Annotated in this window: 25 protein-coding genes, 1 pseudogene and 1 riboswitch; of the genes and pseudogenes, 9 read left to right on the forward strand and 17 right to left on the reverse strand. The window is 43.4% G+C overall.

What is annotated here, in order from left to right; all coding sequences use genetic code 11:
• Window positions 1-5: 5 nt before the first annotated feature.
• Together dapA and lysC are read right to left on the reverse strand one after the other, a co-directional pair.
• A complete protein-coding gene (gene dapA / locus MHM98_RS04505) occupies window positions 6-923 on the reverse strand; it encodes a 4-hydroxy-tetrahydrodipicolinate synthase (RefSeq protein ID WP_239438084.1) in 918 nt (305 codons plus the stop codon).
• Window positions 923-2,323: a lysine-sensitive aspartokinase 3 gene (lysC, locus tag MHM98_RS04510; RefSeq protein WP_239438085.1), complete on the reverse strand. Its 1,401-nt coding sequence runs from the start codon at window positions 2,321-2,323 to the stop codon at window positions 923-925. Before lysC ends, dapA begins: the two co-directional genes overlap by 1 nt.
• 297 nt (window positions 2,324-2,620) lie before the next feature.
• Window positions 2,621-2,801, reverse strand: a riboswitch (Lysine riboswitch).
• Between the two features lie 206 nt (window positions 2,802-3,007).
• Here lysC and MHM98_RS04515 point away from each other — a divergent pair.
• Both MHM98_RS04515 and MHM98_RS04520 read left to right on the forward strand, forming a co-directional pair.
• On the forward strand, window positions 3,008-4,456 hold the full coding sequence (locus tag MHM98_RS04515; RefSeq protein WP_239438086.1) for an ATP-binding cassette domain-containing protein: 1,449 nt from the start codon (window positions 3,008-3,010) through the stop codon (window positions 4,454-4,456).
• 48 nt (window positions 4,457-4,504) lie between these two features.
• Entirely contained in the window at window positions 4,505-4,705 is a 201-nt protein-coding gene (locus MHM98_RS04520; protein ID WP_239438087.1) for a DUF2970 domain-containing protein, read from the forward strand.
• A gap of 51 nt (window positions 4,706-4,756) precedes the next feature.
• Here MHM98_RS04520 and MHM98_RS04525 read toward each other — a convergent pair whose 3' ends face one another.
• From MHM98_RS04525 to MHM98_RS04540, 4 genes are read right to left on the reverse strand one after another with little or no spacing between them, the layout of a single operon-like run.
• Complete coding sequence (locus MHM98_RS04525) at window positions 4,757-5,404, reverse strand: SCO family protein (protein WP_239438088.1); 648 nt, start codon at window positions 5,402-5,404, stop codon at window positions 4,757-4,759.
• Between the two features lie 17 nt (window positions 5,405-5,421).
• A complete protein-coding gene (gene cyoE / locus MHM98_RS04530; protein WP_239438089.1) occupies window positions 5,422-6,345 on the reverse strand; it encodes a heme o synthase in 924 nt (307 codons plus the stop codon).
• A 10-nt stretch (window positions 6,346-6,355) separates the two neighbouring features.
• Window positions 6,356-6,904, reverse strand: a complete 549-nt coding sequence (locus MHM98_RS04535) for a hypothetical protein (RefSeq protein ID WP_239438090.1) — start codon at window positions 6,902-6,904, stop codon at window positions 6,356-6,358.
• Entirely contained in the window at window positions 6,885-7,730 is an 846-nt protein-coding gene (locus MHM98_RS04540; RefSeq protein ID WP_239438091.1) for an SURF1 family protein, read from the reverse strand. Before MHM98_RS04540 ends, MHM98_RS04535 begins: the two co-directional genes overlap by 20 nt.
• A gap of 41 nt (window positions 7,731-7,771) precedes the next feature.
• Between MHM98_RS04540 and MHM98_RS04545 the strand changes: the two genes are divergently transcribed.
• Window positions 7,772-7,981 carry a DUF2909 family protein gene (locus tag MHM98_RS04545; protein WP_239438092.1) on the forward strand — a complete coding sequence of 70 codons (210 nt, stop codon included), beginning with the start codon at window positions 7,772-7,774 and terminating at the stop codon, window positions 7,979-7,981.
• A gap of 10 nt (window positions 7,982-7,991) precedes the next feature.
• Here the strand turns inward: MHM98_RS04545 and MHM98_RS04550 are convergent, their stop codons facing one another.
• From MHM98_RS04550 to coxB, 4 genes and pseudogenes are all read right to left on the reverse strand, one after another.
• A complete protein-coding gene (locus tag MHM98_RS04550; protein WP_239438093.1) occupies window positions 7,992-8,867 on the reverse strand; it encodes a cytochrome c oxidase subunit 3 in 876 nt (291 codons plus the stop codon).
• 17 nt (window positions 8,868-8,884) lie between these two features.
• A complete protein-coding gene (locus MHM98_RS04555) occupies window positions 8,885-9,466 on the reverse strand; it encodes a cytochrome c oxidase assembly protein (protein ID WP_239438094.1) in 582 nt (193 codons plus the stop codon).
• 4 nt (window positions 9,467-9,470) lie between these two features.
• Window positions 9,471-11,057 carry a cytochrome c oxidase subunit I gene (ctaD, locus tag MHM98_RS04560; RefSeq protein ID WP_239438095.1) on the reverse strand — a complete coding sequence of 529 codons (1,587 nt, stop codon included), beginning with the start codon at window positions 11,055-11,057 and terminating at the stop codon, window positions 9,471-9,473.
• A gap of 20 nt (window positions 11,058-11,077) precedes the next feature.
• Window positions 11,078-12,166 (reverse strand): annotated as a pseudogene (gene coxB, locus MHM98_RS04565) (cytochrome c oxidase subunit II); the annotation flags it as partial.
• 398 nt (window positions 12,167-12,564) lie between these two features.
• Here coxB and MHM98_RS04570 point away from each other — a divergent pair.
• The gene (locus MHM98_RS04570; protein ID WP_239438096.1) at window positions 12,565-13,164 is read left to right on the forward strand and encodes a Yip1 family protein; all 600 of its coding nucleotides are present in this window, start codon (window positions 12,565-12,567) and stop codon (window positions 13,162-13,164) included.
• A 201-nt stretch (window positions 13,165-13,365) separates the two neighbouring features.
• Here MHM98_RS04570 and MHM98_RS04575 read toward each other — a convergent pair whose 3' ends face one another.
• Window positions 13,366-14,376, reverse strand: a complete 1,011-nt coding sequence (locus tag MHM98_RS04575) for a COX15/CtaA family protein (RefSeq protein WP_239438097.1) — start codon at window positions 14,374-14,376, stop codon at window positions 13,366-13,368.
• Window positions 14,377-14,507: 131 nt separating this feature from the next.
• Between MHM98_RS04575 and MHM98_RS04580 the strand changes: the two genes are divergently transcribed.
• Window positions 14,508-15,518, forward strand: coding sequence for a YCF48-related protein (locus MHM98_RS04580; RefSeq protein ID WP_239438098.1), 1,011 nt, complete (start codon window positions 14,508-14,510; stop codon window positions 15,516-15,518).
• 9 nt (window positions 15,519-15,527) lie between these two features.
• Window positions 15,528-15,980, forward strand: a complete 453-nt coding sequence (locus MHM98_RS04585; RefSeq protein WP_239438099.1) for a hypothetical protein — start codon at window positions 15,528-15,530, stop codon at window positions 15,978-15,980.
• Between the two features lie 75 nt (window positions 15,981-16,055).
• On the opposite strand, the gene phaR is transcribed toward MHM98_RS04585, so the two are convergent.
• Both phaR and phaC read right to left on the reverse strand, forming a co-directional pair.
• Window positions 16,056-16,478: a polyhydroxyalkanoate synthesis repressor PhaR gene (gene phaR / locus MHM98_RS04590; protein ID WP_239438100.1), complete on the reverse strand. Its 423-nt coding sequence runs from the start codon at window positions 16,476-16,478 to the stop codon at window positions 16,056-16,058.
• An 85-nt stretch (window positions 16,479-16,563) separates the two neighbouring features.
• Window positions 16,564-18,345 carry a class I poly(R)-hydroxyalkanoic acid synthase gene (phaC, locus tag MHM98_RS04595; RefSeq protein WP_239438101.1) on the reverse strand — a complete coding sequence of 594 codons (1,782 nt, stop codon included), beginning with the start codon at window positions 18,343-18,345 and terminating at the stop codon, window positions 16,564-16,566.
• A gap of 148 nt (window positions 18,346-18,493) precedes the next feature.
• Between phaC and MHM98_RS04600 the strand changes: the two genes are divergently transcribed.
• The 3 genes from MHM98_RS04600 to phaZ all read left to right on the forward strand — a co-directional run bounded on the left by MHM98_RS04600 (window position 18,494) and on the right by phaZ (window position 20,995).
• Window positions 18,494-19,183 carry a hypothetical protein gene (locus MHM98_RS04600; RefSeq protein WP_239438102.1) on the forward strand — a complete coding sequence of 230 codons (690 nt, stop codon included), beginning with the start codon at window positions 18,494-18,496 and terminating at the stop codon, window positions 19,181-19,183.
• A gap of 105 nt (window positions 19,184-19,288) precedes the next feature.
• On the forward strand, window positions 19,289-19,642 hold the full coding sequence (locus MHM98_RS04605; protein WP_239438103.1) for a phasin family protein: 354 nt from the start codon (window positions 19,289-19,291) through the stop codon (window positions 19,640-19,642).
• Between the two features lie 135 nt (window positions 19,643-19,777).
• Window positions 19,778-20,995 carry a polyhydroxyalkanoate depolymerase gene (gene phaZ, locus MHM98_RS04610; RefSeq protein ID WP_239438104.1) on the forward strand — a complete coding sequence of 406 codons (1,218 nt, stop codon included), beginning with the start codon at window positions 19,778-19,780 and terminating at the stop codon, window positions 20,993-20,995.
• A gap of 80 nt (window positions 20,996-21,075) precedes the next feature.
• On the opposite strand, the gene phbB is transcribed toward phaZ, so the two are convergent.
• The 4 genes from phbB to nusB form a co-directional block, all read right to left on the reverse strand.
• Window positions 21,076-21,798 (reverse strand): acetoacetyl-CoA reductase, encoded by a 723-nt coding sequence (phbB, locus tag MHM98_RS04615; RefSeq protein WP_239438105.1) that lies wholly within the window; start codon window positions 21,796-21,798, stop codon window positions 21,076-21,078.
• Window positions 21,799-22,274: 476 nt separating this feature from the next.
• Window positions 22,275-22,769, reverse strand: a complete 495-nt coding sequence (locus MHM98_RS04620; protein WP_239438106.1) for a phosphatidylglycerophosphatase A — start codon at window positions 22,767-22,769, stop codon at window positions 22,275-22,277.
• Window positions 22,766-23,728: a thiamine-phosphate kinase gene (gene thiL / locus MHM98_RS04625; RefSeq protein ID WP_239438107.1), complete on the reverse strand. Its 963-nt coding sequence runs from the start codon at window positions 23,726-23,728 to the stop codon at window positions 22,766-22,768. Before thiL ends, MHM98_RS04620 begins: the two co-directional genes overlap by 4 nt.
• Before the next feature lie 9 nt (window positions 23,729-23,737).
• A complete protein-coding gene (gene nusB, locus MHM98_RS04630; RefSeq protein ID WP_239438108.1) occupies window positions 23,738-24,154 on the reverse strand; it encodes a transcription antitermination factor NusB in 417 nt (138 codons plus the stop codon).
• Window positions 24,155-24,213: the final 59 nt, after the last annotated feature.

Here is a 24,213-nt window from a genome sequence, read left to right on the forward strand (position 1 = left end):
AAACCTTAACTATTTACTACATTATTTAACTGAGTTTGATGCCACTGAGAAATTTGATAATGGGCATCGGTAATCGCGCTGTGATCGCTTAACTCCTCATGAGTTAAAGGCGCTCGCAACAACGGGCTCTTAAGTTGTCCAAGTTGATGCATTAGCACTTTTAACGGAATGGGATTAGCGACACTAAAGAGACTGTTAATGGCATTACGCCATAAGTTAAATCCGCTGTTTTGCGGCTGTGTTAGACATACTTGCACATATTGCTGTGTCGCTTGTGGCCACACATTGGCACATACCGATACCAAGCCACTAGCACCCAGTAAGCTAAATTCTGGCATCAACGCATCATCCCCGCTGTATAGCGCGATATTGGGCAGTGCCTTTTTAAATTCGCTGAATTTAACCGTGCTACCGCTCGCTTCTTTAATCGACCAAAAGTTGGGTTCATCAACTAATTGAGCCAGCGCTTGCGGTGATAACTCAACCCCCGTGCGCGATGGCACGTTGTAAATCATGCACGGCTTATCACTTGCTTGTAACAAGGCTCTAAACCATTGGGTTTGTCCTACGGGTCCCGGCTTTGCATAAAGCGGCGCGGTCAATAGATAGGCATCGATAGGTAATTGATTGCAGGTCTCTATCCACTGGCGCTGCGCAGCCAAGTCAAAACCACCAACACCCACCATCAGCGGCGTATTCGGCGCTAGCTCACAAACATACTGAATGACTGACAGTTGCTCGTCTTGTGTTAGGGCTAAACCTTCTCCGGTACTGCCAACAAGTAAAATGCCATTGCCTGCACTTATCTGTTGCTCTACTAGAAACTTGAGATTATCAAAGTCAATCACACCTTGTTCAGTAAACGGCGTTACCAGCGCTGTCCACAAAGCATAATCAGACACATCAAAATTACGCTGACTCATTAGGCAACTCCTTGTGCATTTTGCTCGAACATCGCGCAATGCAATCTGCTAATGACATTTGTCGCCTGCTCACCATCGACTAAGAAACATAAATTATGCGAGCTAGCACCCTGACAAATCATTCGTACATTGACGTCATTGAGGGTTGAAAATAGACGTGCACCCACGCCATAGCTGGTGTCAATGGCATTACCAATAAGCGCAACTAATGCTAAGTCTTGCTCGACTTTTACCTGACAGATCGCTTTTAGCTCTTCAAGCATCAACGGACTTATCTGAGTTTCACCGCTAGAGTTCGACCCCGTATTATCAAGGGTGATAGCGACACTGACCTCTGAAGTGGTTACAAGATCAACACTGAGATTGTATTTTGCCAATATGGTAAACACGCGTGCTAGAAAGCCCGGCGCGTGTAACATATCCATGCTAGTTACCGTCAACAGCGTTTGTTCACGGCGCAGTGCGATAGCACGATAAACGGGCTTCGACTCAGTTTCATTACGCACCAAGGTGCCACCAGCCTGAGGATCACGGGAAGAGCCCACAAACACAGGAATATTCTGGCGCATCGCAGGGACTAATGTTGAAGGATGAAGAACCTTGGCACCAAAGGTCGCCATTTCGGCTGCTTCGTTAAAGCTGATTTCATCGAGTGCATAAGCTTGCGACGTAATCCGCGGGTCTGTGGTGAAAATACCTGTGACATCGGTCCAAATATCGATTTGACTACAACGAGTCGCCTCACCCAAAATAGCCGCAGAATAATCACTACCGCCACGGCCCAAGGTGGTTGTTTGGCCATGTTCGTCACTGCCAATAAAGCCTTGAGTAACAATTACACCATCATCACCGCAGCTCTCTAATATAGGCTGTAAGCGCTCAGCTGAAAGCCTGGCGATGATATCTACATCGACAGTAGCTTTACCAAAATCACTCGATGTTCGCATCACATCACGTACATCAAACCACTTTGCTTGTGCGCCGCGCTCAATTAATACTTGTGCAAATAACGTCGATGATAGCTGCTCACCGCAACTGAGTAACTCGTCAGTTAATTGCGATTTTACTAAGGTAAGATCGGTTTCTAACTCAGCAATAGACGTTGAAATTGTCGCGATTTTTTTCAGCAACGCGTCGATCTGACTGCGCACAGTATCGGATAACGTTAAATGACCAATGATATTTGATTGAATATCGCTGATTTTGGCAATAGCACTTGTGCGCTGCGCAGCGTCTAGATTGCCTTTACTCAATTCGACAAGAAGATTTGTCACGCCTGAACTTGCGCTAACGACCACTAACTTTGTAGCTTTCGACGCCAACACTATATCGGCACAACGAGTCATTGCTTCAAAGTTAGCTAAACTGGTTCCGCCAAATTTGGCGACTTTGTAACTCATAATAAACTCCGTTAATACCAATTTGATTTAATAAGTGATCAATTTAGACCGTGAAAAATGATCAAGAATTTAATGTAATTGGTATAAAATTAATTAATTGATGAAAAATTAAATAAACGGGGTTTATGGCCAGCACTAACGCAGGAGGCAAACTTGCCTAACCAAAAACGAATGCTTAGCCAGCACGAGTTAAAATTTAAAATGTAAGGATTTAACATGTATCTCTCGAACTGCTGTTAGTTCGGAGAACTCAAGGAATTTGACAAACCGCGACTGTAAAAAGCCACGGTTTATACAAAGACCAGAAGCTCTCCACCAATAAAATTAGGTGACAGTCACTAAGGATTCAGCCTTAATGCCCGAAACAACTATTGTCCAAATCAATAATCGTCTCTCGGCGCTAGACCCCATCACTACACATCACAAAGGTTTGGACCTCTAAATGTAGCTACCTGGCTAACGCTCCTCTTCTGGCCTTTCTTCGCGCCGTTTTTTGAACCACGCGGAAAAAGAAAGGTTGCGGGCATTTAACCACCACAAGACACACTTCGTCAACCGCTTATTTATGTCATTTGACTATTGGCTAATACGAAAAAGACTTATCGAGGATTGGGGAATAATTTTGATGGTGCTATGCTCTGACCTATCTTTTTCAAATAACGCTTTGTGTAATAACGCCAAATCATGCTAACCATTAATCAAATTTCACTCCCTTTAGAAAACGATCAAAGCCTCGAGATCAGTCACTTAACTCTCGACACTGCGACATCGCTGTTAATTTGTGGCGACAACGCCTGCGGAAAGTCACTATTGGGCCGCCTTATCCACGGCGACATACCTATTGAATTTAGTGATAAAGGCGTGATTAACATCGATAAACCGCAACAAACTGAGCTGGTGAGTTTTGATGTTGAAGAAACAATATTGGCGGTGGACAGATATTTTGATGACAGTGAAAACGTTGAAGGAGGTATAGATTGGGGGCGCACTGCAGGCGAACTTATCGGCGACAGTCAGTATTCACATAGTATCATTGAAAGTTTGGGGATTAGCCACTTAATCGACAAGCCCTTTAAGGTGCTTTCGACGGGACAAGTACGTAAGGTACTGCTCGCAAGAGCCATTGCTGCTCAGCCACAGTTATTGATCCTTGATGAGCCCTATGCGGGCCTAGACATCGCTTCACAACAGCTATTGTCACAGACGCTGACTCAACTCATTGATAATGGCCAGCGCATTATCATTATCGATTTTTATCACAACGAACTGCCTAAAAACCTCGACAAAGTTCTCTTAATGGATAAAGGAAAGCTCGCCATTTTCGGTGATAAAGATGATGTATTAAACAGCGGACTATGGCACAAACACAATACTATTGACGTCAATTTGCCCCATCACCTCCCCGATTGTCATCTCTACGATCACTTAGATCCACAACAAGCATTTGCGTCATTAAAAAATGTCAGAGTGAGTTTCGAGGACAACACAGTTTTTGAAAACCTCGATTGGCAATTTAAACCTGGACAACATTGGCGTTTAGTGGGACCAAATGGTTGCGGTAAATCAACATTATTAAGCCTTATCAATGGCGATAGCCCCAAAGCCTACGGGCAAGATATCACGCTATTTGGTCGCAAACGCGGCAGTGGAGAAACCATTTGGGATATTAAACGCCACTACGGAGTTGTAAGCGCCCAATTTCATCGCGATTATCGCGCGAGTACCAGTGTGTTAGGCGCGATAGTGTCAGGCTTTTTTGACACTATCGGCTTGTATGACACGCCAAGTGATACGCAAATAGACATCGCTAAGCAATGGCTTGAACTGCTTGGTCTCAGCGCACTTGAAAAACAACCTTTTTCACAGTTATCTTATGGAGAGCAGCGCTTAGTATTGATCGCCCGAGCTGTGGTAAAGCTACCACTCATTTTGATTTTGGACGAACCTTGTCTTGGACTTGATAATCAGCACCGAGCGCAGGTATTAGCCTTGGTTGATTACATTACGCGACACAGTAATACGCATGTGTTATTTGTAAGCCATGATAGTCGAGATAAGTTAGCTTGTTTAACTCACCAGCTGGAGTTTGTTGAAAGCGACAACGGTTATGAGATAAAGCAATATGCTTTTTAAAAATAGCCTTTAAAAGGTAAAAGTCTTTAAATTGATGGAGGTTGCAGCATGAATGACAAGTCCCCCAACTTTTGGCAAGTGTTTGTTAGCGTGTGTGCAGCTATGTTTGGCGTGCAAAATGACAACAATCGTATCAGAGACTTTTCCAATGGCAACTTCATTTACTTTGCGATTGTGGGGGTTGTTTTAGTGACTCTTTTCGTGCTGGCACTCATCTTTTTAGTTCAGCTCGTGTTGCCAGCTAATTAACCCGTGTTCAGGTTAATTAGCTACCTTAAAAATGACTTAAATGAAAATCACTTAAAGTTGAACAATTTCTTTAAAGGAATTGGCCATTTGTTTCATATCAACCGTTGGCACCTCTCCAGCGATGTGCTGTGGTTTAAATTGCGCTACATAACGTCCTTGAGGGTTGATAAGCGCGATAGATGCGCTGTGGTTTACCGCATAATCATCACTTTTTTTCACAGCGACAATACCGTAAGGAAGATAGAGGTTTTGCGCGAAGGGAAAGAGTTTATCGTGAGTTGTTGTTAGCCCAAGAAAACGTGCATCAAAGTAGTTAACATATTGATGTAATCGCTCTGGCGTGTCGCGCAGTGGATCAGCAGATACAAAAGCAACTTGCACATCTGCAGTCGCTTCTAGATCATCAATCACCGCCTTTACACGAGTAAGTGTCGTTGGGCAGACATCTGGACAATAGGTGTAACCAAAAATCACAAAGGTCCATTTGCCAGTCAGATCGTTATTCGTAAAGTCGCCATTGTGTGTAGCTAACACAAAATCATTAACGGATTTTGCAGGCGAAAATAAACGGTAGTCTCCTTTATCAATAACCTTAGCTTGCGTGTTAGTTACCGGTTTTTCTTCAACAATATATAACTTGGTTATCACCCCTAAAACAATCAATGACGTTGCTGCTATCGCAAATATAATTTTCTTCACGTTGCCTAGTACCTTGGTTACATCACATAATGATCTAATAAAATAATGACAAACAATAACATAAGATGGGTAATCGAGTATCTAAAAACCGACATCGGCGAGCGTTTTTTAGGCGTAAATTTGAGTTGCCAAGCGACATAAAAGAAACCAAAGTTAAGCACACTAGCACCTACAAAATATAACAATCCCGACATGCCCATGAGATATGGCAATAATCCCACCGCCATGAGCAGTACGGTATAGAGTAAAATCATGGTTTTGGTAAATTCAACCCCGTGAGTCACAGGCAACATCGGCAACCCTGTTTTGCGATAATCCTCTACTCGGTCTACTGCTAACGCCCAAAAATGCGGCGGCGTCCATGTAAAGATAATCATCACTAATAGCAAACTATTACCGTCAATGCTTCCAGTAATCGATGTCCAGCCAAGTAGTGGCGGCGCCGCACCAGCAATACCACCAATCACTATATTTTGCGGTGTCGCGCGCTTGAGCCAAAGGGTATAAACCACGGCATAACCAAGCATGCTGATAAAAGTAAGCACGGCTGTGAGTGGATTAACCAGCCACCATAAAACAACACTTCCCACCACGGTAATTAATACGCCAAAAGCAATTGCATGATTAAGGGAAACCTTGCCCGTTGGCAATGGGCGACGGTGGGTGCGCGCCATTTTAATATCGAGATTGCGATCGATACAGTGATTAAACACCGCGCCAGCACTCGATAACAAGCCGATACCAATACAGCCCCAAAGCGTCAGCCATAAGTCAGGCAAACCATCAACACTTAAACACATACCGACAATGGCCGTCAGTAGCAGCAACATAATGACCCTTGGCTTCGTGAGTTCGTAGAACGCACGCCAATGACTGATTAAGCTCCAAACAAAACTATGCTCACTACTAATGGTATCTGTCGCGACACTAGTTTTTGCCATAATTGATTCCTTAGCCGATACGAGAGAGTTTTAATAAGCGTTTAATATCTAATAACATGTCATGTGATTTTTCTAAGCGTTGCTGTTTAGTGCCGTTTAGCCGGTAACGCATCACAAAATTTCCCAATGGATCAACAATCACCACGCTATCTTCAAGTGTTTCCAGCGGTGCTTTTAACAGTTGCTGCTTAAAGTCGATACCCTGTAAATTTTCAGTGTCTGAATTAATACTATCTAGCGTTAATGAACCAACGTTTACCCGCTCTTGTAGGCGCCCCAAGGCCCGATACGTCTGCGTCACAAAGTACAATTGCTGCTGACAGTGTTCATCGCAAGCTTGATTAGTCAAATAGAGTAATTGCCACTTCTTAGCCTCAATGGGTGATTTAGCGATCTGCTCAAAAGTGGATGTCATATTTAACAGCTCACCACCATTGGTTTTAACGTCCCCTTTATAATTAGACGCCAACAGGATTTTGGCAGCAATCACCGGGATCAAAAACGCTAATATCATCAGTATTAGCTGACTATTTTTACGTTTACTCGCTTGTTGCTTCATTGCACTCTCCCGATAATTCACTGCGGCGTTGATTGCTACCTGACATCACTTGTCGCCATATAAATACACCGCTCAACACCAGCAAGGTAAAGGCTAGTGCAAACCACTGAAACGCATATCCACGATGTTTTTCTGGTGTCATGCGATTAACCCACTGCCAGTTCTTGTGATAACCAAAATTACTGTCTTTAGAAAGCCTGATCATCGATGGGTATATTGTCCGTCCATAAATATGCTCAATGGTTTTACGATCAAACTGCGCAACAACTAGCGGAAAATTCGTCTGCTCGTATTCTGAGTTAGCAATAAAAGGATTTAATTGCGGCACATAGAGATAGCCAACTATTTGCTTTTGATTAGGCCATCTTGTGAGTTGTGGTAATTGTTGTCGCGAGCTGCCGGCTGCAACCCATCCCAAATTAACCATCACCCATTGTTTTACATCGCTACTCTTGATCCGTTCGATCTGCTCAACCTGCGCAATCTGCGGCGTTACCAGTTCGTTAATTATCAAAGGAACTAACACTTCATAACCCACTTTGCCGTCAACAATTTTATTATCCAATAACAGGGTTTTATCAAAATCCAACCGACCTTGAATAACCACCTTTTGCGATTGCTGTAGCTCACTATCAAATGCTTGAGGCAATGCGTAAATCGGTTTGGCCATTGCAGTCTGACGCAGTGTCATCGAATATTCTTTAAATTCCGCTTTATTTAGTTGCCAAAATCCCAAACGCATCAACACAACAAATAGCAAGATTAGACCTACAATTGCCACTGTGTTAATTGCAATACGTGTGATTGCCAAGCGTCTGGTTGTCATATAGATTGGTATTACCCTCTATTTGCTAGGAAGCATCATAAATGTGGCCAATAAAACTACTGTTTGTCGCGATATTTATCTTTATTTTATTGAGCTTATTTCAAGCGCTTTCCATTATGCGTAATCCACAGGCAGACATTTCAATGAGTAAATTTATTGGCCGCCGTCTGCTTTACTCTGCGCTATTACTCATACTAATTATTCTCGCCATGGCATTTGGTTTAATTACCCCAAATCCGCGCCCGTATTAGTTCTTTTGCTTTAAATGACATAAACAAAGAAGAACAATCCTAACCACACCACATCGACAAAATGCCAATACCAACTAGTCGCTTGAAAGGCAAAGTGACGTTCTGGTGAAAAATGCCCTTTTATTACACGCACTAACATCACAAATAACATCAAGGTGCCAATGGTGACGTGTAAGCCGTGAAACCCAGTGAGTAAAAAGAAGGTATTGCCATAGGTGCCAGCGCTTAAGGTTAGTCCCATTTCACGATAGGCATGCACATACTCTTCTGCTTGTAAAAATAAAAAGATACCCCCCAAAATAACCGTTGCTAGCAATAACCAAGTCAGCTGTTTACGCTTATTCTGCTCGAGGCCAACGTGGGCAAAGTGCAGTGTGATTGAAGAGGCTAAGAGAATAATGGTGTTGTATAGCGGCAGACCTTGCCATCCCATCGCTTGCGTTGTGTCACCTGCGGGCGTTGTGGTTAAAGGCCATATTGCTTCGAAATTTGGCCATAAGACTTGCCCCGTCATTTCGTTATTTGATGCTCCACCAAGCCAAGGAATGGCGATAAATCGAATGTAAAAGAGTGCGCCAAAAAAGGCGGCAAAAAACATCACCTCCGAGAAAATAAACCAACTCATGCCTTGCCTAAATGAACGATCCATCTGCGCACTATACAACCCCGCGTCTGACTCTTTGATCACATCGTTAAACCAGCCGAACATCATATATAAAATAATCACGATGCCTATCGTCAATAACCAGCCGCCACTTGTCGCCTCACTCGTCATTTGCTGCACTGTCATGCCCGCGCCAATGGCAATGAAAAGCAAACCAATGGCACCAATAATAGGCCAGTGACTTTGGGCAGGTACATAGTAATTTGTCGTTTGTTGTTCCATGTTCACACCTTTAAGGTTTATAACGCCGCCTGTAAATCGGTCGCTTTCACTGAGTCGGGATCAGTCACATTAAATAGCGTATATGACAGGGTTAACGTTTTGATGTCTTGTGGGATCTCGGTGGATACGAAAAACACCAGTCCCATATCCACCGATTCGCCGGATTTTAAAATTTGTTGCTGAAAACAAAAACACTCGGTTTTGTTTAAATACAAGGATGCGACGCCGGGCGACACAGAAGGGATCGCTTGCCCGGTAATGAGCTCACCACTTTGATTACTCGCCAAAAACTTAACGACTTTGCTCTCTCCTGGATGGACATCGATATAATTCACGTGTGGCTTAAATTGCCACGGCATTCCTGGGGCCACTGAGGTGGTAAACTGCAAACGTACAACTCTGCTTTTATCCACCAGTGTTGCTTGTTCTCGATTATTGTTAACTAGGCGGCCATTAATTCCGGTTATTTCACAAAACACGTCATACAGCGGTACTAGCGCAAAGCCAAATCCAAACATCAACACAATTGCGACGCCGAGCTTAACAACTAACCGTTTGTTTTTAGATTTAATATCAGCAGGTTCCAAGTTATCACTCATAACGTTACTTCACTTGTGGTGGTGTAGTGTGGCTGTGATAAGGCGCTGGTGATGGCATATCCCACTCTAAGCCCTCAGCGCCTTCCCAAGGCTTAGCAGGCGCTTTTTCACCGCCGCGAGCACACTTAATAACCACTACTAAGAAAATTAACTGAGATAGACCAAAGGCAAAGCCGCCTAAACTTACTAATTGATTAAAATCAGCAAATTGCAGCGCATAATCAGGTACCCGTCGCGGCATCCCTGCAAGCCCTAAGAAATGCATTGGGAAAAACAGCACATTAACGGAAATCAGCGATGCCCAGAAGTGGAGCTTACCGAGCTTTTCGTCATACATATGTCCAGTCCACTTAGGCAGCCAGTAGTAGGCCGCCGCCATAATGGAAAAGATAGCGCCAGTCACTAGCACATAGTGAAAATGAGCGACGACAAAATAGGTATCGTGATATTGGAAATCCGCGGGGGTTATTGCCAACATGAGTCCAGAGAAGCCGCCAATGGTAAACAGCACGATAAAGGCGATAGCAAAGAGCATCGGCGTTTCAAACGTGAGAGAACCTCGCCACATAGTCGCTACCCAGTTAAAGACTTTCACCCCTGTTGGCACCGAAATTAGCATAGTGCAATACATGAAAAACAGCTCTGCCGCTACCGGCATTCCCGTGGTAAACATGTGATGCGCCCACACGATAAAAGATAACAATGCTATAGATGCAGTCGCGTAAACCATCGACGAATAACCAAAGAGTTTCTTACGAGAAAACGCCGGAACTATGGCAGAAATAATACCGAAAGACGGCAAGATCATTATATAAACTTCAGGGTGACCAAAGAACCAAAAGATATGTTGAAACAACACAGGATCACCACCGCCAGCGGCAGAGAAGAAGCTGGTACCAAAGTATTTGTCCGTCAGCACCATGGTAACAGTCGCAGCAAGCACAGGCATTACAGCAATTAGCAAAAACGCCGTAATGAGCCATGTCCAAACAAAAAGCGGCATTTTCATGTACGTCATGCCCGGCGCGCGCATATTCACTATGGTCACTACCACGTTAATCGCCCCGAGAATTGATGATATCCCCATAATATGCACTGAAAATACGAAGAGTGCAGTGCTATCAGGCGCATAAGTCGTGGACAGTGGCGCATAAAACGTCCAGCCAAAGTTAGGGCCGCCCCCTTCCATAAACAGTGAAGACAGCAAGATGGCAAACGCCATCGGTAAAATCCAAAAGCTCCAGTTATTCATACGTGGCAAAGCCATATCTGGCGCGCCAATCATCATCGGAATTAGCCAATTAGCAAGACCAGTAAACGCTGGCATAACAGCACCAAAAACCATGATTAGGCCATGTACGGTGGTCATTTGATTGAAAAAATTCGGATCGACAATTTGCAATCCCGGTTGATAGAGCTCAGCTCGGATCACCATCGCCATAGCACCACCAATCAAAAACATCGCGAAACTGAAAATCAAATACATGCTGCCAATGTCTTTGTGATTAGTGGTCAGTATCCAGCGCATCATGCCTTTTGGCTTATGATCGTGATGTTCGTCGTGTTGCTCTGTTGCTGATAATGTACTCATTATTTCGCCCCCTTAACGGCATCAACTTCACTGACCTGAATAACTTCACCCGTGTTATTGCCCCATGCATTACGCTCATAGGTGATAACTGCCGCCAATTCTTTTGCCGTCAGTTGATTTGCGAATGCTTGCATCGCCGTACCGGCCCGTCCATTGACCACCATATCAATATGAGCAGCCTTATCATTAAGCACCATAGGACTATTTTTAAGTGCAGGGAAAACGCTTGGGATCCCCATTCCATTGGGTTGATGACAAGCAGCACAACGGCTGATATAAATTTGCTCACCGATTTTCATCGACTCTTCCATGGTCAATGTTGACGCCAGCGCTTTTTCAGCATCGAGTTTAGCTTGTGCGACTTGTTGTTTTTGCTGCGCAATCCATACGTCGTATTCATCTTGCGTAACGGCTTTAACAACCACTGGCATGTAACCATGGTCCTTGCCACAAAGCTCAGCACATTGACCGCGATAGATCCCAGGTTCATTGATAATGGTCCACGCTTCATTGATAAAACCGGGGTTGGCATCTTGTTTTACTGCAAAGGCAGGCACCCACCAGCTATGAATGACATCATCAGCAGTGACTAGAAACCTGACTTTCTTTCCTATAGGTAATACCAGAGGTTTATCGACCTCTAGCAGATAGTGCTCGCCCTTTTCGACATCGAGATTTTTACCATCACGGTTGTCAAACTGCTCAGGTGGTGTCGCCAGTAAACTGTAGAAACCGAAGTCGTGATCGAAGTACTCATAGTGCCATTTCCACTGTGAGCCGGTTATTTTGATAGTGATGTCTGAATTGGAATTATCTTCCATTTCGATAAGTGTTTTCGTCGCGGGAATAGCCATACCAATGAGGATCAAAAACGGAATCACCGTCCAGATAATCTCGACTTTGGTACTTTCGTGAAATTGCGCCGCAACCGCGCCTTTGGACTTGCGATGCTTGATAATGGCGTAAAACATTACCCCAAAAACAACCACCCCGATCACGCAACAGATAATTAGAATCGTCATGTGTAAGTCATACACACGCTGACTAATATCTGTTACTCCCCTTGTCATATTGACATTGCTTGGTGTCGCAGATGCATAGCTAGCCATCAGCCCTAGCACTGCGCTTATTATTATTCTATTTTGCACAAACTCACCCTAATTTCATTGATTAAACAACGGGTAACATGAGTTGCACTTCACCTAACAATAATAAACTCTCGTCACCACAGGATAGTCTTACATGCCGCATTGGCTTTTTTTAATATGACTGATTTTTCGATTTACGCAACCCCAATTGAGTACTTTTTCAACAATAAATTTCCATAAAAAACAAAGATGTCAATAATTAATTGGTTTATATGCGACTAAAGACTTGCATTTGATCAATATTTATTCGATAAATAAATGTAATTAATATTTTTGAGAAGCAACAACGTTTTATGAATTAGGTAACAGCAACAAGCGGCAGATTGAAAAGAAACCGCCAAAATAAAAAAGGTGACACTATGATTTTATCGCATATCTGGGGCATTTACACACATCCTAAACAAGAATGGAAACTCATTGCTGATAGGCATGAATCCTTTATTAATTCTCTTTCTCATACACTCTTTATTGCACTCATTCCCGCCATTTGTGGCTATTATTCTTCAGTCCATATCGGATGGAGTATAGGCGCAGGTAATCCCATATTTCTCACCCATGAATCCGCATTAGCCATGGCAATTCTGATGTACGGCGGATTGGTTGGTGGCGTTTTAGCGCTGGGGTTAATGGCTCACTGGATGGCCCATAGTTTCGGTGCTAATCCATCCCACGTTCAGGCCATCGAAGTTTCTGCATATACGGCAACACCGCTTTATATGGTCGGTTTTGCCACGCTCTATCCTGAGTTGTGGTTTGTAATGTGTGTCGGGTTAGCGGGCATAGCCTATTCGGTATACATGCTGTACACAGGCGTACCTATAGTGATGGGAATTCATGAAGATCGCGGTTTTATTTACGCCAGTAGTTTAGTCACCGTCGGACTTGTCTTTATGGTGAGTATGTTAGGACTAACAGTATTTGCATGGAGCTCAGGCATAGGACCCGCATTCGTCCACTAACCCTTATTCAGTTGTACCCTTAAGTGCGCTAGCAATAGCGCGCTTTATTTTTCTCTAGAGTCTCTCTCTTGCTCTCATGGCTGCCTCTTTTCTGATTATCTCAGGCAGCCCTTTTTTCATCCCCAAATTTTCTATTCATCTAGTACATTCTAGAACACATAAAAACTTCTATCGCAACTGCACATTTCCATTACTCAGTTTCTATCCTGAAATTTTGTCTTTCTCATGATTTGGATACACTCGCCAATTAATCCATACGACACATGCAAGCAGTAAAGCGCCAAAAAGATTGTGTGCAACGGCGTTATAAAGCGGTAGATGTAGCCACACATTTAAGATCCCAAGGCTGACTTGAACAACGAGTAATGCCAGCAAAGCAATAGCGTGGTTGCGTAACTGTCCGCGCCAAAGCATCACTATGAGTCCAACAATACACAGTGTTGCTATCAATGCTCCGATCCGATGAGACATATGAATAGCAATACGCGCGCCGCCGTCTAGTTGTCCGCCGAGATAATTCGGGCCAATTTCCTGTAAAATATTAAACCCTATTGCAACATCATTGCTTGATATCGAAGACAGATTACAAAGTGGTAATTGCGTACAGGCAAGCGCCGCATAATTAGAGGTAACCCAACCGCCAAGGGCTATTTGTGCGAATACGATTACCAGTGTCGTAGCAGCAAGAGGTCGTAACCATCGAGATAGTTCTATTTCAAACCTATTCCTAAAACCTCGGAGGTATAACAACAGTAGTAAACACAAAGTGGTAAAACCACCTAACAAGTGCAAAGTCACAACTTGTGGCCACAATTTTAACGTCACCGTCCACATGCCGAATAATCCTTGTAAAATGACAAAGCATAATAAAAAGACGCTGTGTTTGATCGGAAATAAAGGCAGTTGACGACGAACTTGAAATCCCATCACCACAATAACAATACATAGTAAGCCAAGACTACTAGCCAAATAGCGATGGGTCATTTCAGGCCATGTTTTGGTGAGATCTACAGGAATTTCAGGAAAGGCCAGATTGGCGCGATTGATTTCTTCACCAGATGATGGTGCCCAAGCATGGCCATAACACAGAGGCCAATCGGGGCATCCCAGCCCAGCGTGAACTAAACGAGTATAGGCGCCAAGCGCAATAACTAACAAAGAAAAGCAGGTGGCAATTACAATAATGCGTTTTAGCACCAATTGGGTGTTCATTCACAATACCTCACTCGCGGTTAGATAACTCCAAGTTAGCAAATACTTTATTATTTTCAAATAATAATCTTGTTCGCCTTTATTATGAGTGCTACTTTATTGCCTCAAATTTAAGCTGATGGACAACAACAATGACAATAAAAATCCCCCTCCTATTAGCTGGTTTGGCAACGGCAATTAGCGCCAATGCACAAGCCTCACAAGAACTTATTCAAAAACATCTAGGCGCCGAAAAATCGCCACGCTTACAATCACTTTCTATTGCTAACAATGGCAATGTCTGGGCCAGTGGAACGAAAGGACTCGTCGTTGTTAGTACCGATAATGGCAGCACTTGGCAAACCAAACCTGTTCCAAATAGTGATGATTTACAATTTCGCGATATTTGGGCGCAAGACGATACTGTTTATCTATTGGCAGCTGGCGAAGGCGAAAAATCCCAGCTTTATCGTAGTGACGACAATGGCGACAGTTGGCAATTGCAATACACTATGAAAAATCCTAAAGGGTTTATTAACTGTTTTGATTTCTGGTCAAAAGATCACGGCATCGTGTTTGGCGATAGCATTGACGATAAAGTCTTTATGTTAGAGACCAAAGACGGCGGTAAAAACTGGAATCAGATGCAATCGGTGCCACTCGCCCAAGAAGGCGGCGAAGGTGGTTTTTCAGCGAGTGGTAGTTGTGTTCGCATTGGCAGTGACAATGAAGTTTGGGTATCAACCGGGGCAACTAAGCACGCCAGATTATTGCGCTCATCAGATTATGGCCAAACATGGAATAGCACACCACTCCCCTACCCAGATGGTAAAACCGCAGGTCTATTCTCAGCAATTCCAAACTCAAAATGGACCTTTGGCGGTCGTATGAATACGCCAGTAGTGACTGGCTACAAACTCAATGAAGGACAATGGCAACCGACTAAAAACATCGGATTAAAAGGCGCGATCTACGGCAGTGACAGCTATGGCGACAATGTAATCGTTGTTAATCCTGATGGCGCGGCACTATCCACCGACAATGGTAAAAATTGGCAGCGTATTAGCGATAAATCATTTTGGGTAGTAGAATTTGATAAACTAGGTACGGCGTGGCTTGCTGGACCGCAAGGCCGTATTAGTAGCATTAGCTTTAACAACTAAGGATTTAACATGTTAAAAGGCGCAGGTGGAACCTCAGGCGGGTTCGGTTTATTTTTCATTGGCTTGATCATGATGTGTGGTGGCTTTTATATGCTACTTAACGCCATAACGGTTACTTCATCATTTGGTATGGGCATGCGCCTTTACGGATTTTCCGCAATGGGAAGTTCATTTAATATTACGACCGGGATGATTATGATCCCCTTTATGTTTGGCGTAGGATTAATATTTTACAATGGACGAAATGTTCTAGGTTGGATCTTAACGCTGGGCTCTATTACCGCATTAATCTTTGGAGTGATTAGTTCAATACGATTTTCGATGCGCACCATGACCTCTTTCGATTTAATCGTAATTTTAGTGCTGGCTATCGGCGGTTTAGGTTTGTTTCTACGCTCACTAAAAGCACTCGATAAAGCGCTACCAGATGAACCTGAAGAAAAACTCATCAACAAAAATTAGCGCAACGTCCCTATCAAAAAACTCAGCCTCAATATTGAGGCTGTTTTTAATTCCCTTTCATAGTCAATTTAGCCACTATTTATCTTTATCCTTGGGCTGCCACATTGCGGCATTTTGTTCCATCATCTTAGTGAACATATTCATCGGACTAGCATCGACAAGGTTTTTCATCATGCCTTGCATCGACTCTTGCTGCTCAAGGAACCTTGCCATACTTTGCTCGAGATATTGCCTAACGAATACCTGCATATCGCTATCGTAAAAGCGAATTAATTGCTTGAGCAGCGCATCTGTTAGCAACGACTGATTATCATTGGTTTCTGATTCACTAATAATTTGCAGCAATACCGTTTTTGTTAAATTACTACCATCTTTAGAACTAACAATCTCAAACTCGGTGTGATTCATCACTAGCTGATGAATATAATCCAAATTTACGTATTGACTAGTAGATGTATCATACAAACGGCGATTTGGATATTTTTTAATAGTAATCAAAGGGAAACCTCAATATTTCATTGTGTCGCTATCATATACCCAAGCAACCTAAAGATGCCAGTCTTGTGCAAGGAGTAACAGCGCTTTATTTTCCATCTAACCTTACTCTGACATAGCGTCCTGGCGCATCTTCAATCGCTGGAAACGCTTTGGTACGCCCAACTGCTCTCGCTTTAACTTGTGAACCCGACTTTTCGCTTAGCCACTGCTGCCAGTGAGGCCACCAAGAGCCATCGTGTTTTGTTGCACCAGCAAACCATTGCTGAGCATCTTCTTTTAATTCTTCACTTGTCCAATGTGGATATTTACCGCCATCAGCTGGATTGATAACACCTGCTAAATGCCCAGATCCCGCAAGTACAAAAGTCGTATCGCCAGAGACTAATTGAGTGCCTTTATAAGAGCCTTGCCAAGGTACAATGTGATCGGCAATTGTCGACAAGAAATAGCATGGGACATCGATCTTTGCTAAATCGATAGCAACACCATCAATAGTAATGCCACCCGCTTCTTTAAGCTGATTAGTGACATAAGTGCTCGATAAATATTGCTTAAACGCCGCTGCTGGAAAATTGGTTGGATCACTATTCCAATACAATAAATCAAAAGGTGCGGGATCTTTGCCCTTGAGATAATTATTGACAAAGTACGACCAAAAAAGATTATTTTCCCGCAACATACTAAAGCCTAACCCTAGGATTCGGCCGTCAAAGTAGCCCTTCTCGTCTGCGGCTTGCTCGATGGCTGGCATATTATTGTCGGAAAGATAAACCCCCACTTCACCCGGCTCAGAAAAATCGAGCAAGGTAGTAAAAAGCGTAAGAGAGTTAACCCGTTCATCGCCTTTAGCACGTAAATAAGCAACGGCAGTCGTTAGCAAGGTGCCGCCAACACACCAACCCACCATATTCACTTTGTTGGTCTTAATGATCTTTTCCACCACGTCTAACGCGGCAATAGGACCACGTTTCATATAATCACCAAAATCTTTATCTCGGTAACTGTCATCAGGGTTTACCCAAGAAATGATAAATACGGTGTGGCCTTGAGCCACTAACCAGCGTACTAACGACTTTCGCTCGTTGAGATCTAAAATGTAATATTTATTGATAAAAGGCGGGGTAATTAAAATCGGTTGCTTATGGACTTTTTCGGTGGTGGCGTTGTATTGGATCAGTTGAATAAACTCGTTTTCATAAACCACCTTGCCCGGTGTTGTCGCCAAGTCCTTACCTAAGGTAAAAGCATCAGCATCTGTTTGGGTCACGCTAAAAGCGTCAATTGGACTGCGCTGAAGATCTTCCATAAAGTTATCGAGACCACGAGTGAGATTCTCACCTTTGGTTTCAACGATTTCTCGACAAACTTCAGGGTTAGTTAAAATACTATTGGTTGGCGATACGGCATTAATATATTGGCGGGTGTAGAATGCCACTTGTTCGGCGACTTTAGGATCAGCAAACTGCATCGATTCGAGCGTATTGTTGAGCAACTGAGAGTTTAGCAGATATGCTTGCTTAATATAGCTATAGACAGGATTGGACGACCATTGCTCGTCGACAAATCGTTGATCGCCTTTTTCTTCTGCCACAACAGGCGCTGCGCTCTCCCCCAGCATTGATTTAGTTGCGCTTTGCCACAGCTGCATTTGCTGCTCCATAAACGCCATTTGATTATTGATTAGTTTAGCGCTGTCGACGTTAGCGCTATTTAGCCACTCGTTAAACTGATTAGCATCGTAATTACTAGCGCCAAGCTGCTCACTTCCTTGCATCGTTTTATTTAATACTTGCTGAAACTTTTGATTAAATACTTCACTAAACTGCTCTATGTATTCCAATACATTCACGTCTGTGGTTTGTTTCACAATCCCTCTCCCAATCAAAAAACCAATTTTTATTGCACTGCAACATATTATATGTTGACGAAAAAATAATCCACTGCTTATAATTCAAACAACAATGCTGCGACGCAACACAAACATCATTAACATCACACGGGAAAGGAGTCACATCATGAGTTTCACACAACAGCAAACACTGGAAGATTGTTTCTCATCATTTAACAATCAACTGGCAATAAACATCGACTTTTTTAAACAGTTGGGGCAGTTGCAACAACAGCTAGCAAGTCAACTAATATCAGAGCAACAAACCTTTATAACAGCCCTCTCCAAGCCTGATGATTTGGCGAGTATCAACGAAAAAACACAGGCTTTTACTGGCGAGGTTAGTAAGAGCGTTGTCGAATGTTTCAATCAAGTCGTTGACTCAACTAACGCGCTATATCGCGATAGTATTGCAGTCTATGGCCAGTCGAATCTAGAGAAAAAATCAGCTAATTCTGACACAAGTAATACTCCACAGGCGCCTGTAAAAAAATTAGCAAAAACCACGACAAAATCTGCAACACCAGCCGCCACAAAACGTAAGTCTCCGGCTAAAACAAACACCACTAAAGCCAATAAGCGCAGTACAGTCTCTACAAAAGCAAAAGTAGCACCGAAAGCTGAATCACACACGGTAAAACAAGTCGCCAAGAAAACGTCTGCGCCAGTAAAAAAACCAGCAACCAAGACAGCTAAAACAACTGAGACAACATCAGCTGCATCTAAGCCGTCTGCCGCTAGCAAAGCCACGGCTAAGCCAGCAACAGCCCAAAAATCATTGGCTAAATCACTGGTTAATGCGGCGAAAGAAAAATAATTTGCTGCATCGCAACAAAAACACTTGACGCTCGTTTTTTAAGCGGATAATATTCAAACAACTTCCATGCTGCAGAGCAGCAAATTAAATTTAGGACGCACTGACATGTTAGATAAAATGAATGAACAACTTCAAAGCTCAATGAAACCAGTTACAGATTTAGCAACACTTAACGCAAAAGCCCTTGAGCAATTAGCAACACAGCAAAGCAGCTTATTTTCAACGCTAATGTCTGGCGGCATTGCATTTGCACAGAACTCAGCAGAGCAAAAAGATGTTTCTGCAATGCTAGAAGCACAAAAATCTTACGCACAAGACGTACAAGAAACCGTGCTTAAAGCAGCGAAAGAAAGTTACGCGCTGATCTCTGAAACTCAAGAGAAGTCTGGTGAGTTAATCAAAAAAGCAATGGAAGAAGCACAAGCTTCAGTTGCTCAAGCGGCACAAGCGGCTAAATAGGTATACCTGCCTCTCTCCTTCCCCCTTTTTGGAGAGAGGCTTTTTTATCCCACCGCGGCACTAAGTATCACAACTTTCGAAAGCAGTACTTTCGCCAATCGCCTAAATAAGAAAAAAGAAACACAAGGTCATAGCATGCGATATCAAAGTTACGATTATTTCTCTCGCAGCGCGCAACTATTTCACGATGGATTCAGCGCTATTCACGACGTGAGTTGTCATCCACTCAATCCGTTTTCCTATACACCGATTGGGCGACTGACCAATGCCGTATTGGAATCGAGCATGCGACTAACAAGGCGCTATGACAAACTCGACTTCTCTATCGACAGCATCACTATTGGTGACAATCAGGTAAAGATTGTCGAAGAAATTGTCGAAAATAAAGTATTTTGCGATCTCTTAAAATTCTCGGCGCAAGATAACATTGTGCGGGATAAAGTATTGCTAGTGGCACCGCTCTCAGGTCACCATGCAACACTACTCAAAGGCACCGTAGAAGGTCTGTTGGTTGATCACGACGTATATATTACCGACTGGCAGGATGCGCGTGATATTCCATTGAGCAATGGTCCTTTTAGTTTTGATTGCTATGTTACCTACCTTATCGAGTTTCTTGAGTTTTTAGGCGACGATGTTCACATGGTGGCAATCTGTCAGCCGACCGTGCAATCGCTCATTGCAACAGCGGTTTTAGCAGAGCGAAATAGCACAGCAACACCAAAATCGCTAACGTTAATGGCTGGCCCTATTGATGTATCGAAATCAGTCACTCGAGTTAATGAGCTCGCCCATCAAAAACCACTCGACTGGTTTAAAAACAACGCCATTATGACGGTTCCAGCTGGCTACCCAGGTGTTGGACGCAAAGTCTATCCCGGCTTTTTACAGCTTGGTGGATTCCTCTCAATGAACCCAGAAGCTCATGCTAAAAAACACATGCAGTTCTTCCAAAACATCTTGTTTGGTGAACGAGAAGATGCTGAGCGTTTTCGCGCGTTTTACGATGAATACATGGCGGTATTGGATATGCCGGCAGAATTCTATTTAGAAACTATCGAGCGCGTCTTCCAAGGTAATGAATTAGCCAATGGCAAAATTACTTACCGCGGTAAGCCTGTAGATTTTAGCGCCATCAAAGACACCGCATTACTTACGGTAGAAGGTGAGATGGATGATATTGTTGGCATCGGTCAAACCCGTGCTGCACAAGATATTTGTCCAAATATCCCACAAGACAAACGCCAGCATCACGAACAAGAAGGCGCAGGTCACTACGGTATATTTAGCGGATCGAAGTTTAGAAAATATGTCCGCCCGATGATGACGGAATTCATCAAAAAATATAGCTAAAATTAGCAAGGCCTAAAAAACTAAAAAAGCTAGCGCGATTCTCATTGCGCTAGCTTTTTCTTTAGCGTAGCAAACAGCAATTAATACATGTGTTGGCCGCCATTAATTGACAAGGTAGAGCCGGTAATAAAGCCGCCGTTATCACTTACCAAAAACTCAACGGTGCGTGCGATGTCTTCTGGTGTACCTAAACGGCCCACAGGAATAGTCGCAATAATCTTCTCTAATACTTCTGGCGGTACCGCGCGCACCATATCTGTATCAACATAACCAGGCGCCACTGCATTCACTGTAATACCTTTGGCAGCATTTTCTTGTGCTAGCGCCTTAGTAAAACCGTGAATACCAGATTTGGCAGCCGCGTAGTTTACTTGACCGTATTGACCTGCTTGGCCATTAATTGAACCGATATTAACAATACGTCCGAAGCCATTTTTACGCATATTATCGATAACAGCACGACACGTATTAAAACAAGATGCTAAGTTGGTTTGAATAACCGCATCCCACTGCTCGAAATCCATACGGTGCATAGTTCCATCGCGCGTAATCCCCGCATTATTCACTAGCACTTCAATTGGACCGAAATCAGATTCAATTTGCGCAATAGCGCTCGCCGTAGCTTCAAAATCTGATACATCAAATTTACATGTCGGAATTCCAGTTCGCTCAGTAAACGCTTTGGCCGACTGTTCATTACCAGCGTAACTGGCGATAACTTCGTAACCTTTTAACTTTAATTTTGTGCTGATCGCTTCACCAATACCACGTGTACCACCAGTAACTAATGCAACTCTACCCATTTCAACCTTCCCTTTTCGATTAATAGTTTCAATTATTGACGACTGCGTCCTGTCTCATTACGCAGTGTAATTTTGAAATATGACTTTTTAATGTCAGCACTCATCAAACCTAAGTTCAAAGTGTAATATTCGTACTAAAACCAACCAAAAATGATTAATTAACAAACAAAAGTGCAGTAGAAAGGGTAGCAGTAAAGTTTTAAATCGCTATTAGACGATTGTTGACTGATTAAAAAAACAGCGGTTTAGATCAAATAATGACAATAGGCAGCCTGAATACTGGTTAACTAGGGCCTGCGGGACTTATGATGGGAAACTCGTTGAATAACCATAACGATTAATGCCAAGGCGCACCAACCGACAACGAAAATGGCGATGACTAAGGGAAACGGTAGCGAAGAAAACAATAATAATGCTAGGCAAATAATAGTGAAAACTAAAAACAGATAATGAGAAACTGGACGCTTCATATGCAACTAAACCAATGGCCAGTAATAATGAATCGCTTGTAAAGAAATTGCCGCAAACACGCCAGCTAACACATCGTCAATCATGATGCCAAAACCGCCCTTGACGTGGCGATCGAGTAGCTTAATGGGCCAAGGTTTTACGATGTCAAAAAAGCGAAATAATACAAAACCAACTACCAACGGCAACAAGCCGACAGGCGCTGCGATCATGGTAATCAACATCCCTGCCACTTCGTCCCATACAATGGCGCCGTGATCATGCACTTCCATATCTTTGGCAGCTACGTCACAAATCCAAAAGCCTGTAATAGTTACTATCGCAGTCACGACCAAAAAGACGGGCCACGATAGGTTCATCATCAAAAAATACAGTGGTAACGCGGCAAGGGTACCGAAAGTACCAGGCGCTTTTGGCGCGAGGCCAGTGCCAAAACCCAATGCAAGAAAGTGAATAGGATTTTTTAAAGATAATTTAGCTAAGGCTGGATCGGCGTGTTTCAAAAGTGTTCAAAGCCTTTAAATTGATGATTTAATGTCTGATTGTCGCGCTGGAAATTAACTCCTTCGCCGCTTTGCATCTGGCCAATACAAGCAAAAGGAGTATTGGTGTGCATCAAAGCGCTTTCAATACTGCCAAGTGCCGCAGGCGATACAGTAAAACACAGCTCGTAATCTTCACCGCCAGAAAGTGCTAAGCGCAGCGCTTCATCGCTAGAAACATTGTTTGTTAATAGTTCTGATAACGGCAAAGCATCAACATCAACCACAGCCATACAGCCTGATTGCTTAGCAATGTGTCCCAAATCAGACGCTAGGCCATCAGAAATATCAATGGCAGAGCTGGCGATAGTGCGCAGTGCGTGTCCCGCTAACAAACGCGGTGTTGGATAATAGTGCTTCTTAACTGCGGCAGCGCTATCTGACTCAGACAATTGCACATTCCCCAACAAGGCCTGTAATCCCAGTGCTGAATCGCCAAGGTTACCCGTGACACAAATCCAATCGCCAATGCGGGCATTACTGCGCAGCATTTGCTGATCTTTGTTGACCTGCCCCTGCACAGTAATGGTCACACTTAGCGGCCCTTTCGACATATCGCCGCCAATGAGTTCAATACCGTAATAATCAGCGGCTTTAAAAAAGCCATCGCTAAAATCACTGACCCAAGCTTCATCGATTTGTGGCAATGTTAGGGCAAGAGATACCCAAGCTGGATTAGCACCCATCGCCGCTAAATCACTCAAATTGGCAGCGAGGGCTTTAAAGCCTAATGCGTGAGCAGGAATATCTTCAAAAAAGTGCACACCGCTGACCAAGGTATCTGTGGATACCGCGAGTAATTGTTCAGGATTTGCTTGTACCAACGCGCAATCGTCGCCAATGCTTTTAATCACATCGCGACGCTTAGTTTGACGCTCGGTAAAATAGCGTTGAATTAATTCAAACTCACCACAGGCCATGGCAAAAACCTATTTGATATTGCGCAGGCGAGCTACAGTTTTATCTAACACACCGTTAACGAATTTGTGGCTATCATCCGCAGCAAAGGCTTTCGCCAACTCGATTGCTTCGTTAATAATCACTTTGTAAGGCGTGTCATTTTGGAATTTCAATTCGTAGGTAGCAAGACGCAATACAGCGCGATCAATATGATCAACGTCTTCAGCGTTACGTGCTAAATAAGGACGGTATGCATCATCAATGTCGTCAGTTGAAGCAATAACGCCAGTTAGTAGCGCTCTAAAGTACTCAACATCAACCCCTTTGATATCTTGATTCGTTAAAAATTCTAACTCAATTTCACTAGCGCTATTGCCAGATAATTGCCAAGAATAAATCGCTTGCAGCGCAAGACGACGGGCTTTACGACGCTCTGATGGTTTCATATCTATTTAATTTCCTGTGGAGTATTACGGTGATGCAACGGTGCGGCAGCACTTAGCTA

The organism is Psychrobium sp. MM17-31 (genome assembly GCF_022347785.1).
Lineage (GTDB): Bacteria > Pseudomonadota > Gammaproteobacteria > Enterobacterales > Psychrobiaceae > Psychrobium.